The 17,504-nt window shown below is 60.6% G+C and carries 17 protein-coding genes and 2 tRNA genes; 11 read left to right on the top strand and 8 right to left on the bottom strand.

Annotated features, from left to right (window positions below; translation table 11 throughout):
• Position 1: 1 nt before the first annotated feature.
• A tRNA-Tyr gene (locus AB5Y89_RS05900) sits at positions 2-86 on the bottom strand.
• Positions 87-117: 31 nt separating this feature from the next.
• A tRNA-Tyr gene (locus AB5Y89_RS05895) sits at positions 118-202 on the bottom strand.
• A gap of 126 nt (positions 203-328) precedes the next feature.
• Between AB5Y89_RS05895 and AB5Y89_RS05890 the strand changes: the two genes are divergently transcribed.
• A complete protein-coding gene (locus AB5Y89_RS05890; protein WP_052815832.1) occupies positions 329-841 on the top strand; it encodes a VC2046/SO_2500 family protein in 513 nt (170 codons plus the stop codon).
• Between the two features lie 63 nt (positions 842-904).
• Here the strand turns inward: AB5Y89_RS05890 and raiA are convergent, their stop codons facing one another.
• Positions 905-1,237, bottom strand: coding sequence for a ribosome-associated translation inhibitor RaiA (gene raiA, locus AB5Y89_RS05885; protein WP_010674126.1), 333 nt, complete (start codon positions 1,235-1,237; stop codon positions 905-907).
• Between the two features lie 392 nt (positions 1,238-1,629).
• On the opposite strand from raiA, the gene AB5Y89_RS05880 reads away from it, so the two are divergent.
• From AB5Y89_RS05880 to yciA, 5 genes are all read left to right on the top strand, one after another.
• Complete coding sequence (locus AB5Y89_RS05880; RefSeq protein ID WP_275874109.1) at positions 1,630-4,149, top strand: EAL domain-containing protein; 2,520 nt, start codon at positions 1,630-1,632, stop codon at positions 4,147-4,149.
• A gap of 83 nt (positions 4,150-4,232) precedes the next feature.
• The gene (locus AB5Y89_RS05875) at positions 4,233-6,149 is read left to right on the top strand and encodes a transglycosylase SLT domain-containing protein (protein ID WP_124244925.1); all 1,917 of its coding nucleotides are present in this window, start codon (positions 4,233-4,235) and stop codon (positions 6,147-6,149) included.
• Positions 6,150-6,326: 177 nt separating this feature from the next.
• On the top strand, positions 6,327-7,325 hold the full coding sequence (locus AB5Y89_RS05870) for a LacI family DNA-binding transcriptional regulator (protein ID WP_039038828.1): 999 nt from the start codon (positions 6,327-6,329) through the stop codon (positions 7,323-7,325).
• Between the two features lie 246 nt (positions 7,326-7,571).
• A complete protein-coding gene (locus tag AB5Y89_RS05865; protein WP_319885206.1) occupies positions 7,572-8,384 on the top strand; it encodes an NAD-dependent epimerase/dehydratase family protein in 813 nt (270 codons plus the stop codon).
• Between the two features lie 139 nt (positions 8,385-8,523).
• On the top strand, positions 8,524-8,922 hold the full coding sequence (gene yciA / locus AB5Y89_RS05860) for an acyl-CoA thioester hydrolase YciA (protein ID WP_029314261.1): 399 nt from the start codon (positions 8,524-8,526) through the stop codon (positions 8,920-8,922).
• 6 nt (positions 8,923-8,928) lie between these two features.
• On the opposite strand, the gene AB5Y89_RS05855 is transcribed toward yciA, so the two are convergent.
• The gene (locus tag AB5Y89_RS05855; RefSeq protein WP_010674132.1) at positions 8,929-9,153 is read right to left on the bottom strand and encodes a hypothetical protein; all 225 of its coding nucleotides are present in this window, start codon (positions 9,151-9,153) and stop codon (positions 8,929-8,931) included.
• Between the two features lie 111 nt (positions 9,154-9,264).
• On the opposite strand from AB5Y89_RS05855, the gene AB5Y89_RS05850 reads away from it, so the two are divergent.
• Positions 9,265-10,110 (top strand): endonuclease/exonuclease/phosphatase family protein, encoded by an 846-nt coding sequence (locus tag AB5Y89_RS05850; protein ID WP_029314263.1) that lies wholly within the window; start codon positions 9,265-9,267, stop codon positions 10,108-10,110.
• A gap of 95 nt (positions 10,111-10,205) precedes the next feature.
• On the opposite strand, the gene AB5Y89_RS05845 is transcribed toward AB5Y89_RS05850, so the two are convergent.
• The gene (locus AB5Y89_RS05845; RefSeq protein WP_223302529.1) at positions 10,206-11,528 is read right to left on the bottom strand and encodes a LysM peptidoglycan-binding domain-containing protein; all 1,323 of its coding nucleotides are present in this window, start codon (positions 11,526-11,528) and stop codon (positions 10,206-10,208) included.
• On the opposite strand from AB5Y89_RS05845, the gene AB5Y89_RS05840 reads away from it, so the two are divergent.
• The gene (locus AB5Y89_RS05840; protein WP_010674135.1) at positions 11,457-11,729 is read left to right on the top strand and encodes a hypothetical protein; all 273 of its coding nucleotides are present in this window, start codon (positions 11,457-11,459) and stop codon (positions 11,727-11,729) included. The genes AB5Y89_RS05845 and AB5Y89_RS05840 overlap by 72 nt on opposite strands.
• A gap of 87 nt (positions 11,730-11,816) precedes the next feature.
• Here the strand turns inward: AB5Y89_RS05840 and gloB are convergent, their stop codons facing one another.
• Complete coding sequence (gene gloB, locus AB5Y89_RS05835) at positions 11,817-12,581, bottom strand: hydroxyacylglutathione hydrolase (RefSeq protein ID WP_221366352.1); 765 nt, start codon at positions 12,579-12,581, stop codon at positions 11,817-11,819.
• 79 nt (positions 12,582-12,660) lie between these two features.
• Between gloB and AB5Y89_RS05830 the strand changes: the two genes are divergently transcribed.
• Positions 12,661-13,383, top strand: coding sequence for a methyltransferase domain-containing protein (locus AB5Y89_RS05830; protein WP_368223083.1), 723 nt, complete (start codon positions 12,661-12,663; stop codon positions 13,381-13,383).
• A 6-nt stretch (positions 13,384-13,389) separates the two neighbouring features.
• On the opposite strand, the gene rnhA is transcribed toward AB5Y89_RS05830, so the two are convergent.
• Complete coding sequence (gene rnhA, locus AB5Y89_RS05825) at positions 13,390-13,854, bottom strand: ribonuclease HI (protein WP_010674138.1); 465 nt, start codon at positions 13,852-13,854, stop codon at positions 13,390-13,392.
• Between the two features lie 75 nt (positions 13,855-13,929).
• Here rnhA and dnaQ point away from each other — a divergent pair, with 75 nt between their 5' ends.
• Entirely contained in the window at positions 13,930-14,664 is a 735-nt protein-coding gene (gene dnaQ, locus AB5Y89_RS05820) for a DNA polymerase III subunit epsilon (RefSeq protein WP_041212726.1), read from the top strand.
• The gene (locus tag AB5Y89_RS05815) at positions 14,661-15,911 is read left to right on the top strand and encodes a TIGR03503 family protein (RefSeq protein WP_368223081.1); all 1,251 of its coding nucleotides are present in this window, start codon (positions 14,661-14,663) and stop codon (positions 15,909-15,911) included. The genes dnaQ and AB5Y89_RS05815 overlap by 4 nt, the downstream gene beginning before the upstream one ends.
• 75 nt (positions 15,912-15,986) lie before the next feature.
• On the opposite strand, the gene AB5Y89_RS05810 is transcribed toward AB5Y89_RS05815, so the two are convergent.
• A complete protein-coding gene (locus tag AB5Y89_RS05810; RefSeq protein WP_368223080.1) occupies positions 15,987-17,504 on the bottom strand; it encodes an HD domain-containing phosphohydrolase in 1,518 nt (505 codons plus the stop codon).

The raw sequence follows: 17,504 nt of genomic DNA, 5'->3' as shown, positions 1-17,504 counted from the left end.
ATGGTGGAGGGAGAAGGATTCGAACCTTCGAAGGCAGAGCCGTCAGATTTACAGTCTGATCCCTTTGGCCGCTCGGGAACCCCTCCACGGGGCATGACCTGATTGTGCGCACTTGAATGGTGGAGGGAGAAGGATTCGAACCTTCGAAGGCAGAGCCGTCAGATTTACAGTCTGATCCCTTTGGCCGCTCGGGAACCCCTCCCCAAGTGCGAGGCGCATACTAACAGATCTGTCGCGCTTGTGAACCCCTCTGCCGGGATTTTTAATGCTTAAAGGATCGGGTTGATGGCCGATAAGCAATGAAACCTTCATTTCCAAGATTTATCTCATGCTGCCCAGTGCGATTCGTGACCGCTTGCTCGTGGATGAGGCCCAGTTGGGCCAACGGCTCAACCAGGATCTCCGTGCGGGGGACCGTGCCGACTTCAGGCTGCATCTGGCGCTGCTGACTGATGCAGTGGAAGAGCAGCCCTGGTTTGATGCCCCGCCCAAGCCTGCGTCGGGTGAGATGGATTGGCGCTCCCGTTTCGGTCTGATGCCCCGGGCGTCCCTGCAAGGCGGGGTGGAAGAGAGCGATGCCACCAGCCTCAACGAGCGTCTGCAACAGGGCGGGTGCATGACGGATGTGAGACTCTGGCTGGCGCTGCGCTCCCCGCCACTGGTGAGCCGAACGCCCGCGCTGGATCCCGCGGTGTATGACAACCTCTCGGCACTGGGTCGCGAGCGATGGCAGGCCCGCCCTATGGGCGCTGACCCCAGGGAGGAGGCTCCGCTGATGATGCTGCCGCTGCTCGATGAGCTTGCGCATGGGGTGGATGCCAGGCTGCGCTGGCTGGGGTGACGGCACGGTAGAATGCAAAAAGGCGGGATAACCCGCCTTTTGCTTTATGAGTGGTGAACCTTGTCAGGCGTCTGCTTCGTCCGGTTGGGGCACTTCCTTGCCGGCGGCACGACGGGCGATGGGTTTTTCCGTGTGACGGTTGAGCTGGCGTTCCAGCTTCTGGCCCAGGTCCGTGATGGCAGCATAGAGATCCTCGTGCTCTGCCTGCGCAAACAGTTTGCCGTTGGGAATGCCGATAGTGGCTTCGACGATATACATCAAACGCTCTTTGGAGATGATCACATGGGGTGTGATGAGAGGCACCTGAAGACGCTCGAGCTTTTCAAAACGGGATTCAATGCGCTCGCGGATGGCTGGGGTGATGTCGATGATTTTACTGGTCATTTCGATTTTCATAATGGCCCCCTTCGGGTCGTCTTGCTTGTGTCTTCACCTCCAGATTACCCATGTCGCCAAATCAAAATGTGATCTATGTCACGAAAAATGCCCTTGGGAATCCCGCTGTCCATAAATTGTGAGCTTTTCCCGTTTCATGCCAAAAACCGCTTGAGCTCAGTGAAACAGGCAGGCAGTATCAGCAAATAGGATCGTTTCTGTCCCCCCTCGGCAGCGCCTTGTGTCGACCCGATGTTTGGTTTTTGCCGCATAGTCTCGAATTTTCTCCACCCACATCGCCTCATCGCATCGCAAAATCATTGCCATGCGCCGGTGGAGATATGCGCGCAAACGGATATGCTTTTCTGCAGGAGTCGGGGTGGATAACGTGGTTGTAGTGGTTGGAGTCGTAGATGAAGCAGCAAGCCACCCAGATGATGTGGTTTTATGATCGGCAGCATGGGCAATGGAGCCTGTCTGATCATGTCTCTTGTGAACCCTGGGCAGGGGAGGGAGCCCACCCCTGGGCCACCCAACTTGAGCGGGAAGATGAAGCGGGTTTCGCCGATTTTCTTGCAAGACTCCACGATTCCGGCCAGCCTGGCCAGTTCATCGGTCACCTGCGCGATGAGGACGGCAAGGTACACCATGCGCTCTGGTACGGTCAGTATGTGCCTGCACAGGGGCTCTGTTGTGGCTGGCTTGCCCCCCTCGAAATGATGCATCGCGAGATGGATCGCGCCAACTCCCCCGCAGGCGTGACACCGCCGCTTCCCATGTTGCAGGCCCCCTTGCTGGCCAAGCTGGCGCAGGCGCTCTCCGCCAAGACGGGGCTCGATTTTTGCCAGACCCTGGTCAACGAGCTGGCCCATATCCTGGGAGCCACTGCCGTCTGGCTGACGGAGCGGGTCGGTCTCGACAGGCTCAGGGTGCTGGCGAGCCACGGCATCGACGTCAAGGAGTATGCTCTCTGTGACATGCCCTGCCAGCAGCTCTATCGCCAGGGGGCCTCCTGCGCTGTCCCCGTGAGTGAACCCCTGACCGGGTATCCTGACCTGCCCCCGGGCCAGCACTATTACGCCCAGCCGCTGCTCGATCGCAACGGTCAGATCCTGGGCCATCTCGCCCTGCTGTTCCCAAGCCAGACCCGGACCACGGATCTGGACTCTGTCCTGACCATCTTCTCGGTGCGCATGGTGGCCGAGTTGGAGCGCCTGCAAAGCGATGCCCTGATGCGGCTGTCTGCGGTGGCCTTTGAAACTCACGAAGGGATCATCATCACGGATCCCGAGTTCAAGATCCTGCGGGTCAATTACGCCTTCAGCCAGATCACCGGCTTTGACAACCAGGGGGTGATTGGTCTGCATCTTGGCAACGATCTCTGGTCGGGGTTGGGAGGGCTGGGTTACGAGCTCAACGCCCTGGATCGATGGCAGGGGGAAACCCTGCGCCTGCACGCCGACGGTCACGCCTATCCCCAGTGGGAGATCGTCACGCCGGTGCAGGATGAGAAGGGGGGGATCAGCCACTATGTCATCTTCTTCGAGGATATTTCCGAGCGCAAGGCGGCGGAGCGCCGCATTCAGGATCTCGCCTTCTATGACGAGCTGACCGGCCTGCCCAATCGTCGTCAGCTGCACGAAACCCTGACCCAGGCGTTCACCGATGCAAATCGCAGTCACCTCATCGGGGCCCTGCTGTTCATCGATCTCGACCACTTCAAGACCATCAATGATTCCCTGGGTCACGCCACCGGAGACTGGCTGCTCAAGGAGGTGGCCAGCCGTCTCAAGCGGCTGGTGCGCCAGGGGGATTGTCTGGCCCGTCTCGGCGGCGACGAGTTCGTGTTGTTACTGCCAGCGCTCTCCATCAGCCCGCCCCAGGCGGAGATGCAGGCCGACCTCATCGCGGAGCGGCTCATCGGGGAGATCGCCGCCCCCTATGATTTCAGAGGCCAGGTGCTGCACATCGGCGCCAGTGTCGGCATCACCCTCTTCCCCGGTCGGGAGCAGGAGGCGGGGGATCTGCTCAAGCAGGCTGACACCGCCATGTATCAGGCGAAATCGGCGGGCCGCAAGACCCGGCGCTTCTTCGATGCCTCCATGCAGTTGCAGGCCGACCGGCGTCTGCACATCCACAACGAGCTGCGCAGTGCCCTCGACAATGGGGAGCTGACTCTCCACTACCAGCCCCAGCACATGGTGGCGGGGGGGGAGATCATCGGTGTCGAGGCGCTGATCCGCTGGCAACCCCCCGGGCGTGCCCTGGTGTCGCCTGCCGAGTTCATCCCCATTGCCGAGGAAACGGATCTCATCGTCGACATCGGCAACTGGGTATTGCACGAAGCCTGTACCCAGTACGTCTCCTGGGAGGAGAGCGGGATCCACGTCCCCCAGCTCTCGGTCAACGTGAGCGCCAAACAGTTCCATGCTCCCGACTTTGTCGATCGCATTCACGACGTGCTGGCGGCCACCGGCATGGATCCCGCCTGCCTCAACCTGGAGATCACCGAGTCGGTGGTGCTGGGTCATGCGGAAGACACCATCAGCAAGATGGCGGAACTCAAGACCCTGGGCATCAGCTTTGCCATCGACGACTTCGGGGCGGGGTACTCTTCCCTGAGCTACCTCAAGCGGCTGCCGGCTGACGAGCTCAAGATCGACCGCTCTTTCATCCAGGACATTCCCAAGGATGGTGACAACATGGCCATCGTCGAGGCCGTGATCGCCATGGCCCGCCACATGGGGTTCAACGTGACGGCGGAGGGGGTGGAGTCCCGCCAGCAACTGGAGTTTCTGCAGGCGCAGGGCTGCCATTTCTTCCAGGGATACCTCGCCTCCAAGCCGCTCCCTGTTCCCTACCTTGAACGCTATGTCAGCCGCCAGGTACGCGGTGATCGCCCCGTCTGCACCGATAAAAATAGTGTGGCGTAGCCCCCGTGCTTAGCGGGTAGAATGAAGGTATGTCACCACCGCACTTTGGCGGTGGTTATGCCTTCAAGGGGAGAATGCCATTCGTGAAAGTCGTGCAGGGAATCATCTTGTCTGCGCTCTGGATGCCGGGGCTGTTGGCTCCTGCCTTCGCGCAGACCATGGAGCAGTCTCTCTATCGCCAGGCCCATGAGGCCGTGCGTGCCAATGATCAGGTCAAATTCAGCCAGCTTCGGGCACGCCTGATCCACTATCCGCTGCTGCCCTATCTGGATTACTACCAGCTTGCGTTCCGTCCCGGGGCGGCAGACTACAACGATGTGACCCGCTTCATCCGCCAGCACGGGGACACCCCCCAGTCCAACCGGCTCGAGCGCAGCTATCTCACCTATCTTGCCCAGAGCCAGCAGTGGTCCCAGTTCCTGCGTTTCTATCCGGCCAAGCCAAGCTCCACCGACCTGCTCTGTCAGCACTATCAGGCCCGCTACTACACGGGGCACAAGAGTGAAGCCCTGCAGGAGGCAGGCAAGCTCTGGTTGAGCGGTCAATCCAGGCCCGATGCCTGCGATCCCCTGTTCCAGCTCTGGCAGCAGGCAGGTCTGCGTACTCAGGAGAAGATCTGGGAGCGCATGAACCTGGCTTTCGAGGCCCAGAACCCCAACCTCATTCGCCACCTCGGGGCCCAGCTCGGCAGCGGCATGAAGGGGTATGGCGATCAGATGATCGCCCTGTATGACCAACCCGTGCGGGCGATGAATCCGGCCAACTTCACGGCGGCGCCCCCGTCGCGGCATCTGCTCTCCCTGGGGCTGGCCCGCTATGCCAACCAGGAGCCCGACGCGGTTCTGCGCCAGCTGGGGGAGATGACCCGTCGCTTCGGCCTGAACCATGCCGAGGTGAATCGGGTGGAGAAGGCGGCCGCCCGCCGCCTGTTGCTGGACCGATCTTCTGACCAGCGCGCCTGGCTGGATACGGCTCTGGTGCGGCTCAAGGATCCGGAGCTGGTGGAGCTGCGGGCCCGTCTTGCCATCTGGGAGCAGGATTGGCGCGGCCTCGAAGGCTGGGTCAAGCGGATGCCCATGGGGCTGCAAAAAGAGGATCGCTGGCGTTACTGGATGGCGCGTTCGCTGGAGAAACAGGGGCGGCAGAAACCGGCGCGGGATCTCTATCTCGAGACTGCAAACCTGCGCGGCTTCTACGGCTTCATGGCGGCCCAGCGCACCGGTGTGCCCTATCGCATGAAGAACCAGAGCGTGGCGCACAAGGTGCCGGACTGGCAAAGTGCCAGCCGCCGCTGGCCCTTCCTGCTGCGGGTGCGTGAACTGCTGGCGATGAACGAGATCACGGCGGCCCGCTCTGAGTGGATCCACAACATGGATCGCAACAGCGTGGCCCAGCGCCTGGAGTTTGGCCACATCGCCCTCAACCAGGGCTGGCACGAGCTGGCGATCCTCTCCAGCATCCGTGCCGAGGCTTGGGATGCGCTGGACCTGCGCTTCCCACTGCCCCTCAAGCGCACCTTCTCCCAGATGGCACAAGAGCGCACCATGAACACCAGTCTGCTCTACGCCATCTCCCGTCAGGAGAGCGCACTCTATCCCCTGGCCCAGTCACCGGTCGGGGCGCGGGGGTTGATGCAGCTGATGCCTGCCACCGCGAAAGAGACGGCCGGCAAGCTTGGGGTGCCCTATCGCAACGAACAGCAACTGTTCGACCCGGCCATGAACATTCGTCTTGGCAGCGCCTACCTCAAGCGCCTGCTGGATGTGTATGACGGCAACCGGATCCTGGCGGCGGCGGCCTACAATGCGGGTCCTGGTCGGGTCAAGCGCTGGCGCGAGCAGAGCGACAACAAGCCGATGGATGTCTGGGTGGAAAGCATCCCCTATCGGGAGACGCGCAACTATGTCCAGAACGTGCTCTCTTTCGATCTCATCTATCAACACAAGCTGCAGCAGCCTTTGCGTTTCATGTCGGAACGCGAGCTGAATCACGCCTATTGAGTTCGGGGGCAGTCGTTGTCGCGGCTGCCTCCCATTCTTGCCCCAGAATGGTTATCATCCCTTAAGCTTTGTTACAAAAGGAAACCTGCCAGGTGATCGGGCGCCGCGTCTTGGTCTGTCAGGTTCGATACAATGCCCGATCATCACTGACAGGCTTTTCCAACAAAGGAATCGAGAGTGGCAACGATCAAAGATGTGTCTCAGCTGGCGAATGTCTCCATTTCGACAGTGTCTCGAGTGATCAACAACACGGCGCAGGTGGCGCCCGAGAAGCGCGAGGCTGTCCTCGCGGCCATGAAGGAACTCAGCTTTCGTCCAAACAGCTTCGCCCAGGCCCTGGTGAGCAAACGCTCCAACTGTATCGGTGTGCTGGTGGGGGATCTGTGTGGTGGCCCCTTCTTCGCCCAGATGATGCGCGGCATCGAAAGCATGGTCGACAAGGCGAACAAGTTCACCATCGTGGTGTCCGGCAACCACGACGCGACCCGTGAGCGGCACGCCATCCAGGCGCTGCTGCAGCGCCAGTGCGATGCCCTGATCCTGCACAGCAAGGCGCTGCCTGACGAAGAGCTCAGCGAGCTGGCGTCGGGCACGACCCCCATCGTATTCATCAACCGTCAGGTGCCAGGCTGCGAGGATCGCTGCGTCTGGCTGGACAACCAGGCCGGCATCACCACGGCTTGCCAGCATCTGCTGGACGCGGGACATCGCAAGATTGCCTTCGTCACCTCCGATGACGAGGAGTTTGTGGATGGTCAGCAGCGGATGGCCGGCTATCGCTTCGCCCTGCAACGGGCAGGTATCGAGCTGGATCCTGCCCTCATCGGCCGTGCCTATGCCGATGAAAAAGGTGGCTATGTGGCCATGAGCGAGCTGCTGGCGCGCGGCGTCGAGTTCAGCGCTGTGCTTGGTTTCAACGATGCCATGGTGGCGGGGGCCATCTCCTGTCTGCTGGAGCGGGGTTACAAAATACCCCAGCAGGTCTCTGTGGTCGGTTTTGATGACATCCCCTATGCCCGATACATCTATCCCAAGCTCACCACGGTACGTTACCCCATCGAGGAGATGGGAGAGCGGGCCGCTGAGCTGGCCCTGAGGCTGCTGGATCACAAGCCGGTAGAGGGGCTGGCGCTCAAATTCGAAGCCGAACTGGTACGGCGGGAATCTGTGGCCTGAGTCATGAAGTTGGCCCCGTGCGGGTCGACTTTTTTGCAAAACAGTGAAAGCGATTTCAGAAATCCTTTTCAACTGTGATCCGCTTCAAAGCTTTTTGACCGCGCTGCCACTAGGATAGGCCCACGAATTAGGAGCGTGCGCTCCCGATTTTCCCGCTGTGGGAGGTAACCGGTTAATCCGGCTATTTCCTTCGTTACTTTCGACGGTCATCATTGGATGGCCGTTTTTTTTTGTCAGGATCCGGGTATGACGAACGAATTTGAGTATCAGACGGGTATCGTGGGCGCCGGTTGGCTGGGGTTGCCCCTGGCCAGGGCATTGCAAGAGCAGGGGCAATCTGTCGCGGTGACGGTCAGTACGGCCGAAAAGGCTGAACGGCTGCGAGGGGAGAGTATTGCCGCCTGGCCACTGTTACTCACCCCTGACATGGGGTCACTGCCTTTTCGCTGTCATGACCTGGTGATCTGCGTGCCCCCCAGCAAGACCGGTGATTACCCGGCGTCCGTGGCCAGCCTGTGCCGACAGGCGAGGGAGGCTGGTGTTCAGAGGGTTCTGTTTATCAGCGCGACTTCGGTCTGGGGGGCCGGACAGGGGGAGGAGGATACGCCCGCTCCAGCCCATGACAGAGGCTTGCGGATGCGGGCGGCCGAGCTTGCCGTGCTGGAAGGACATGTTGACTGCGCCATGATCTTGCGCCCGGCCGGACTCTATGGTCCTGACCGTCACCCCGGCCGTTTTCTGGCGGGCAAGACGCTGGCCGGAGGAGGCCAGGCTGTGAACCTGGTGCATCTGGACGACGTGGTGGCCGCCTGTGAGCTGATGCTGGCCCGGGGGCAGGATGGGGATGGCTACAATCTGAGTGCCCCCGTCCACCCGCGCCGGGAGCAGCTCTACCCCTTCGCGAGCCGCCTGCTCGGGCTGGTGCCGCCGCAGTTCGTCGAGCCGGCGGGGGAGTTTGCTCCCATCGAAGGCCAGCGCATCTGCCAGCAGCTTGGTTTCGTCTATCGCTGGCCGGATCCGGCCCACTGGTTTGCGGACGGGGCGGCCTTGAAGGGCTGAACGGGTCGTCGCCATCCGGGCCCCTGAGTCGGTCATCTGGCGTACAAACCAGATACGGCGCGCGCTCCGGGACAATTGAGGTTTGCCAAGGGGGGGATCGCCCCCTATCATGCCGCCATCCATGATAAAGAGAGCGGTAATGATGGAAGAGACCAAGCGCCACCCCGATGGGGAGCTGTTGCTGAGAACCCTGGCAATGCCAGCCGATACCAACCCCAATGGCGATATCTTCGGCGGGTGGATCATGTCCCAGATGGATATAGGTGGGGGCATCATGGCCAAGGAGCTGGCAAAAGGGCGCATCTGTACCGTCTCGGTGGAGGGGATGACCTTCCACAGCCCGGTCAAGGTGGGTGACGTGGTGTGCTGTTACGGTCGCTGCCTCAAGATTGGTCGCAGCTCCATGCGACTCAAGCTGGAGGTCTGGGTCAAGCCGGTATTGCGGGAGAACGAAGCCCAGCGGTACTGCGTGACCGAGGGCGTCTTCACCTATGTGGCCATCGACGATCAGGGCAAATCCCGCCCCGTCCCGGTCTGAGTCTGCTCAGATGAGCCGGGCATTGATGATGGATATTTCCTGCTCAAGCCCGGTTTTTTGCCGTATCATGCGCTCCAGCATCTCTTCCGACCCCACGCACTGCCGGGTGTCGAACAGACAGAGATCACATTGGGGATCCCGCCTGATTTGATAGACGGTGGAAAGCTCCACTTGATGACAGGTTCCCTGTTGATCGTAAAATGTCACGCGGTACTGGTGCTGTCTCGCCATCGTTGAATTCCTTCTGGATGAGTCGGGCCGGACACGAATAATGAGACTAGTCGGCGACCGTGGCCTGTGTGAGGGCCATGTCGTCTTGCAGAGGCAGGTGATTGTTAGCCAATGAAAAATAGTTATCGGATTCTGGGAACGTCCCTGCTGACGTTGGGGCTGGTCGGTTGCTTCGAGGTACCGGATCAAGATCATCTGGTGACTGCGGCAGGTATCATACCTGGCGCAAGCTGTGACAGACCACCTCTGGTGGCGCTCGCCTCCACGGCCTTGCCGAGGGAGTTTGGCATCACCGTCTGGAACCTCTACAAGGGACAACGCAAGAACTGGCGGGAAGGGCTGGATGAGTATGCCAAGTCCCAGGATCTGGTGTTGCTGCAAGAGTCGGCGACCCGGCCCGAGATGCTGGACTGGCTGAAGAGAGGCGATTTCCAGTGGCAGCAGTTGCAGGCCTTCACCCAGGGAGGTGTCTCCTTTGGCGTGATGACGGTGGCGAAAACGCCGCAGGCGTTTGTTTGTGGCGTCCGTTCCCCCGAACCCCTGCTGCGCATCCCCAAGTCAGGTCTGGTCAGTCTCTATCCCTTGCAAGGGGATCCTGACGGCGTGCTGGTGGTGAATCTCCATGCGGTCAATTTCGAGCTGGGCATGGCGACCTTTCGCGAGCAGCTCAACGATCTGACTGCGTTGATCCATCGCCACCAGGGGCCGGTCATCCTGGGTGGCGATTTCAACACCTGGAGCGACAAGCGCGCGTTCTGGTTGAACAAGCTGGTGGGCGAGCTTGGCCTGCAGGAGGCCATACCTGTGCCTGATCTGCGTCGCACCGCTTTTGGCCGCCCGTTGGATCACCTCTACTATCGCAATCTGGATCTGGTGGAGGTGAGTTCACCTGCTACCGATGCCTCTGACCACAACCCCATTCTGGCGCGCTTTGCGGCCCAGGCCATCACTCCCTGAGTCATCCCTCAGGGGAGAGCGGCGTCGCCGCTGGTTCATGCAGACAAAAAAATACCCCGCATCAAGCGGGGTATTTTTTGGATTGCGACGAGCGATCAGCTGTTGTTCTTCACGAACAGGGTCAACTCCTGACCCGGCTTGAGATAGTCACTCTTGCCGAGCTGGTTCCAGCGCATCACATCGTTGACGGCGACCTGGAAGCGGGCTGCGATGGAGGAGAGGGAATCACCGCGGCGCACCTGATAGACCATGGACTTGTTGCTGCTCTTGCCCTGCTTGGGCCAGACCACCAGCTTCATGCCAGGCTTGAGGGCTGACTTTGCGTTCAGGCCGTTCCACTTGGCCAGGTCGGCGTGGGTGACCCCGTGTGCCTGGCTGATGCTCCACAGGTTGTCACCGGAGCGCACCTGATAGTTCACCTTGCCACCACTGCGGCTGGCGAGCTGCTGTGGCTTGCTCTGGGCAACCTGGGTTGCGCGCCCGCCATTGGGGATGATCAGGCTCTGGCCACGGCGCAGGTTGTTGCCGCGCATGTTGTTGGCCAGCTTGAGCTGTTGCACGGTCACCCCGTGATTCTGGGCGATCCGTGACAGGGTATCACCACTGGTGACCTGATAGGAGCGCACGCCACGGGTACGTTCACGCTGGGGCAGATCGGCCAGGGCCAGCTCCAGGGTGTCGGCGTACTCGACGGGGACCAGCAGGTTGTAAGGGCCCTGCGGTGAGGTCATGCCACGCTTGAGCGCAGGATTGAGCGCCTTGAGCTGGGAGGCGGAAACGCCAGCCAGCTGGGCGGCCACGTTCAAATCAATCTGACCACCGGTATTGATGGTTCGCAATTGCGGCTTGTTGGCCAGCACCGGCAGGGTGACATTGTATTTGTCCGCATTGCGGATCATGTCGGCCATGGCCAGGATCTTGGGCACATACATCCGGGTTTCGCGGGGCAGGTCCAGCGACCAGTAGTCGGTCGGACGACCAGCCCGTTCGTTGCGGGTGATGGCGTTGCGCACCCGACCTTCACCGGCATTGTAAGCGGCCAGGGTCTGCAGCCAGTCGCCATCGAAGAACCGGTTCAGGTACTCCAGGTAATCCAGTGCGGCATTGGTGGATGCCAGGACATCGCGTCGACCGTCGTACCAGTTGTCGTGGCGCAGGCCGAAATTCTTGCCGGTTGCAGGAACGAACTGCCAAAGACCGACCGCATTGCTGCGGGAGCGGGCATTGGGATCGAACATGCTCTCGATCATGGGGATGGTAATAAGCTCCATTGGCAGCTCACGCCGTTCGATTTCCTCTACCATCAGATACAGGTAGGGCTCAGCCCGGCTGGCAATGGTCGCCATATGCTTATCATTGCGCAACAACCAATCACGCTGTTGGCGAACCCGGGCATTATCGTGCGAGTCCAGCTGCATATCATCGCTGATACGCACCCACAGGTTATCAGTGTCATCCAGCTCTTCTATCTGTTCGTCGCCGAACAGCATCCGCGAAGAGTGTTTTTTGTACGTTTTCTTGCTGACTTGGGGGGATTTGATCGGCTCGATTGCCGTTACCGCCCGGTCATCCTGATGGCTCAGGTTTTGACAGCCGCTGAGAAACAGCGCTGCCAATAAGGCCGTTCGTAGCTTCATCTCGCTCAGGTCATCTGTGGAAAAACAGCTCGCATCATAAGGGGCAATGCCCCCCTGATCAAGGTTTGTTCAAAAAACGTCCTTCCAGGCCCGCAGAACAGCGAAGGTATCCTCTGGATTTTCCAAGCATTTAAGGGCGTATTTCTCAGCAGAAAATTTTACCGAGTCCTGCTCGCAGCGCAGAAAAACATTGAAATTCCGCTCATCTCCCAGCCGGGAGGGGAGACTCGGGAGGCCCTGCTGACGCAGTTTGCTGATCACGCCGATCTGCCGCTGGATCGCCAGGTTGTCGGGCTCGACCGCATGGGCGAAACGCAGGTTGGAGAGCGTGTATTCATGGGCACAATAAAGGAGGGTCTCATCGGGCAGTGCCGCGAGCCGTTGCAGGGAAGTGTGCATCTGTGCCGGGGTCCCTTCGAACAGACGGCCGCAACCGGCGCTGAAGAGGGTATCGCCACAAAACAGCATGCCCTGGCCGTAATAGGCGATATGCCCCAGAGTATGACCGGGCACATGGAGGACATCCAGACTCAGGCCATGCCAGTTGATCTGATCCCCGTCGTCGAGCCACTGGCCGTGATGGTCCGGCATGGGGTCATGCTTGGGACCATAGAGGCGAGCGTGGGGGAAGTGTTGCAGCAGCTCGGATACGCCCCCGACGTGATCGCGGTGGTGATGGGTCAGGAGGATGGCATCCAGCACCAGATCCAGCGCAGCCAGCCGTTCCAGCACGGGAGCGGCGTCGCCCGGATCGACGACCAGGCAGTGATTTTCATGACGGATCAACCAGATGTAGTTGTCGCTGAAGGCGGGAACTGTGATGACGGTATACATGGGTCGAGGTCTCTTGTGTTCTCTTTAAGGAAGGGATCTTATATAACTGGATGGCATTCGCCCCCGAGTTGGTCCCATTATGCAACTGGCACGTACCGAACAACAGATCGCGCTTCCGACCAGTTGGTCCGCACTGCCCATGGGGGACTGGGTGGCCGCCGAGCTTCAGGAGCGCCTCGACAACTGGTGCCCCCACCTCTTTGGCTATCACTTGCTCAAGATAGGTGCCCTGAGCGCCGAACTCTCCTGCGGCTGTTCCACCATTCGTCATCAAATCGGTGTCGCCCCCGGCGGACGGCTGCTGGACATCCAGGGGGATCCGCTCGCCTTGCCGGTGCGATCGGGGAGCGTGGATGCCTGCCTGCTGGCTCACTGCCTCGATTTCTCGCCGGATCCTCATCAGGTGCTGCGGGAGGCAGAACGGGTGCTGACCGACGATGGCTGGCTCATTGTCAGCGGTTACAACCCGCTCAGCCTGGTGGGGCTGGGTCACTATCTGCCCTTCATGCGGCGGCATCTGCCCTGGTCTGCCCGCATGTTCACGCCCGCACGGGTGACCGACTGGCTGCAATTGCTCGGCTGCGAGGTGATGTTCGACGAGCGGTTCGGTTTCTCCTTCATGGGCAGGCAGAGCAAGATCGGCTGGTGGCGGGAGAGTCTGGGGCGGGACTATTGCCGCTCCCTGGCGTCTATTTACGTGATTGCCGCCCGCAAGCGGCGTTTCCCCGTCACACCGGTGCGTCGCCGCTGGCGGCTGCCGGAGTCGATGGCCGCGCCAGGAATGGCGCGCCAGGGCGGCTAGCGGGCATCAGGGCTGGTAGCCGCTGTCTTCGGCAAGCTGCTTGCCGCTGGCGGCCTCACGGGCCAGCTCGTCACAGCGTTCGTTTTCCGGGTGGCCCGAGTGTCCTTTCACCCAGAGCCATTCGATCTGGTGACGGGCCACTTCCGCATCGAGGGCCTGCCAGAGATCGACGTTCTTGACCGGCTGACGGTTGGCGGTCATCCAGCCCTTCTTCTTCCAGCCGATGATCCATTGGGTGATCCCCTGGCGCACATACTGGCTGTCGGTGGTGAGCCGCACCTGGCAGGGTTCGTTCAGGGTCCGCAGCCCCATGATGGCAGCCATCAGCTCCATCCGGTTATTGGTGGTCAATCGAAAACCGGCGGAGATCTCCTTGCGATGCTTGCCATAGACCATGACGGCACCATAGCCGCCGGGGCCCGGGTTGCCTAAGCAGGAGCCATCCGTGAATAAATCAATCTGTTTCAACATGAGCAATCAATCTGTTTTAGCGAGAGGCTTGGGGTAAACTAGCGAGTAAAACCGAAGTTTGACATGGATTTGATCATGAGCACACCCCAACTGAATCGCCAGATCATTCTGGATACCGAAACCACCGGCATGAACACCGCGGGCGGCCCTGTCTATCTTGGGCACCGCATCATCGAGATCGGCTGTGTGGAGGTGATCAACCGCAAACTCACCGGCAACCATTTCCACGTCTACATCAAGCCGGATCGGCTGGTGGACCCCGAGGCCATCGCCGTGCACGGCATCACGGATGCCTTCCTGGCGGACAAGCCCTCTTTTAGCCAGATAGCGGACGATTTCATCGAGTTCATTCGCGGCGCCGAGCTCATCGCCCACAACGCCCCCTTTGACGTGAGCTTCATGGACTATGAGTTCAGCAAGCTCGGTCTGAACTTCAAGACGGCGGATATCTGCGGCATCACGGATACCCTGGCGATGGCGCGGGATCTCTTCCCGGGCAAGCGCAACAACCTGGACGTATTGTGCGATCGCTACGGCATCGACAACTCTCACCGTACCCTGCACGGCGCCTTGCTTGATGCGGAGATCCTGGCGGACGTCTACCTCCTGATGACGGGTGGCCAGACCAAACTCAATCTGGCGAGCGAAACCAGCGAGAGCGAGACCAGCCAGGATACCGGCATTCGTCGTCTGGAGAGCAATCGCCCACCGCTCAGGGTGGTGCGCGCGAGCGACGAGGTGGCGGCCGTTCATGAAGCGAGGCTGGATCTGGTACAGAAAAAAGGAGGTGCCTGCCTGTGGCGGCAATGAGATCGCTTTGGGGGCTGCTGCTGCTGGCCTCCCTCCCGGCCGCGGCCAACGAGGTGTTTGCGCCTTCCGACATTCCTCTGCTCGATAACCGCTTTCGCATCGATTACGGCGTGAAGGAGATCACCTTCATCATCAAGCGCAAGCCGGGGACGCCTTCGGTGATCCTGGTGCGGCCCGATGGCAGCAAGCTCTATGTGGGCAAGGTCAAGCCGCCCGACGTGGGCTGGTTGCCCCTCAAGGATCAGGATCTCATCACCATCCGCGACCCCATGCCCGGCCCCTGGCAGGCGATCGGAGAGGTGGACCCCGACAATCGGGTGCGCCTGCTCACCGACATCCAGGTCGAGAGCGAGCCGCTGCCGGCCCGCCTCTATCAGGGTGAGCGGGTCAAACTGCAATCCCGTCTGCTGATCGATGGCGCGGCGCCTGGGGCGGGTTACTACCTCACCGATCTGGGCATGACCGTCAAGCTGCAGCAGTTCAACGATGCCAGCCAGAGCGGCGATCCCGTGTTCGAGGAGACCCTGGGACGCTACATGGATGATGGCAAGGGGGTGGACGAAGTGCCGGGGGACGGTATCTTGACCGCCGAGGCGGTACTGGACGTCCCTGCGGGAAAATACCGAGCCCTCTTCAGCACCGGCAATGAGGTCTTCTCACGAGCCCAGTCACAGCCGGTGCTGCTCTACCCCTGGCCGGTCAGCTATTCCCTGAATCCCCCCTCCGGGGAGGGGGGAGCCAAGCTCTCTCTGGTCATCGATGTGGATGAACTGGATCCCGCCTCCGTGGTCATCCAGGGCAAGGCCATCGACGGCAGCGGCAGTAGCATGACGTTCAACGAGGTGGCGACAGCGCCGCGTTTTGGCGTCGATCTCTCCGTCCTCAAGGCGGCAGGGCAGTACAAGGTGGAGGCCACCCTCTTTGGAACAACCCGGCTCGGTCGCGAGGTGCAACTGCAATTGCCGGCCAAGTCGTTCACCATAGCACCGCCTCCCCCCCCTCCTGCACCCTCTGCGGCCATGCCAGCATCCGCCGCCACCCCCGACCGGTTCGAGGAGCGGGAGAGTCCGGTCTGGCTGCCCTGGGCGCTGGGGGGAGGTGGCGTGTTGCTGCTCTTGCTGGGGGCCGGTGGTTTCATTCTGCTGCAAAAGCGCCGCACCCTGCACAAGGCGATGGCGGCGCAGAAGGCGCAACTTGAAGAGACGCCAGCAACCCCCAAACTGGATCTCAATCTGCCGGAGCAATAATTCCGCGCACATTGCAAAGAAGCCGCCCAATGGGCGGCTTCTTCATGGTGGCAAGTGGATGGGGTGAACCCGATATCAGTGAGCGCCGATATAGATGTCTTTGTACTGTTCGCGAATATCGAGGAACTTCTCCAGATTGGCCAGCATCAGGTCCACCAGGAGGGGGTCGAAGTGCTCTCCTTTCTCCTCCTTGATCAACGCCAGCACCTGCTCCAGCGGCCAGGCCTGCTTGTAGCAACGATCGGAGCCCAGGGCATCGAACACATCCGCCAGGGCGACGATGCGTCCTTCCAGCGGAATGTCCTCTCCCTTCAATCCGCGGGGATAGCCGCTGCCATTCCACTTCTCGTGATGGTTGCCCGCGATGGTGGCGCCTATCTGGAACAGGGCCAGGTCACTGCCGGAGAGCATGTCCTGCCCAAGCTGGGCGTGGGTTTTCATGATCTCCCACTCCTCGGGAGTGAGTTTGCCCGGTTTGTGCAAGATGGCGTCCGGGATCCCCACCTTGCCGATGTCGTGCAGGGGAGAGGCACGCTTGATGAGCTCGCACCTGTCCTCATTCATGCCGAGCAGCTTGCAGAACAGTTCGGTGTAGAGGGCCACCCGCTTGACGTGCAAGCCGGACTCTTTCGAGCGGCTCTCCACCAGTTCGCCGATGCGATAGATGATCTCTCGCTGGTTGTCACCGATCACCTCGTTGAGCCGGATATTCTCCAGCGCCACTATGATGTTTTCGGTGAACAGGCTCAGCAGCCCGGTATCCATCTGGCTGAGCGGGCGAGTGGTCTCGATGTGGAACAGCAGGTGATGACGGGCATTCTGGCAATAGAGCACCATCTGGTTGCCATCGTAGACATTGGCTCCCTTGGCCATGGCACAGCGCAGGATTTCCGGCGCATCGACGAGGCGCAGCATGGGACCATCGCTGAGCAGAGGCTCGAGCACCTGATCCCGCACCTCATACGCCAGGTGCTTCACATCGTAAATCTGGGACTCTTCCAGATTGAGCAGGGCACTGAGCTGGGTCTGGGCTCCTTCGACGAACTGGCGCAGGGCACGCTGCTCGAAGATCCCCTTGGACGCCTCGATGACCTTTTCCAGCCCCTGTCGATTGCTCTCAAGGGTTCGGATGTCCCGGTAAGAGCGCAGGCTGGCGCGCAGCAGGGTGCGCAGTTTCTGGGAGGTGAGCTCGGTCTTGTCCTTGTAGTCGTTGATGTCGTAGTTGGTCACCACGTCATCTTCCGGGGCCTGGCCGGGCTGACCGGTTCGCAGCACGATGCGCACCATCTTGTTTTGCAGCTCGTCGCGCACGAACTTGACCACCTCGAGACCGGCATGATCGACCTCCATGACGACGTCGAGCAGCAGCAGGGCGACATCCGGGGTGAGGGCGAGCAAGGCTTTGGCTTCAGCCGCAGAGTAGGCGTGCAGAAAATCGATCGGCTTGCCGTCGAATTCAAACTTGTTCAGGGTGATTTTGGTGATGCGATGCACTTCGGGTTCATCGTCCACTATCATCACCTTCCAGCCGGCGGGACGCGGTGCTGATTGGGGAAGATCTTCATCATCAATAATCAGGATTTGATCATCCAT

The organism is Aeromonas sp. s4, assembly GCF_040907855.1.
GTDB classification, from domain to species: Bacteria; Pseudomonadota; Gammaproteobacteria; order Enterobacterales; family Aeromonadaceae; genus Aeromonas; species Aeromonas caviae.
This window is presented reverse-complemented; position numbering and strand designations above follow the sequence as displayed.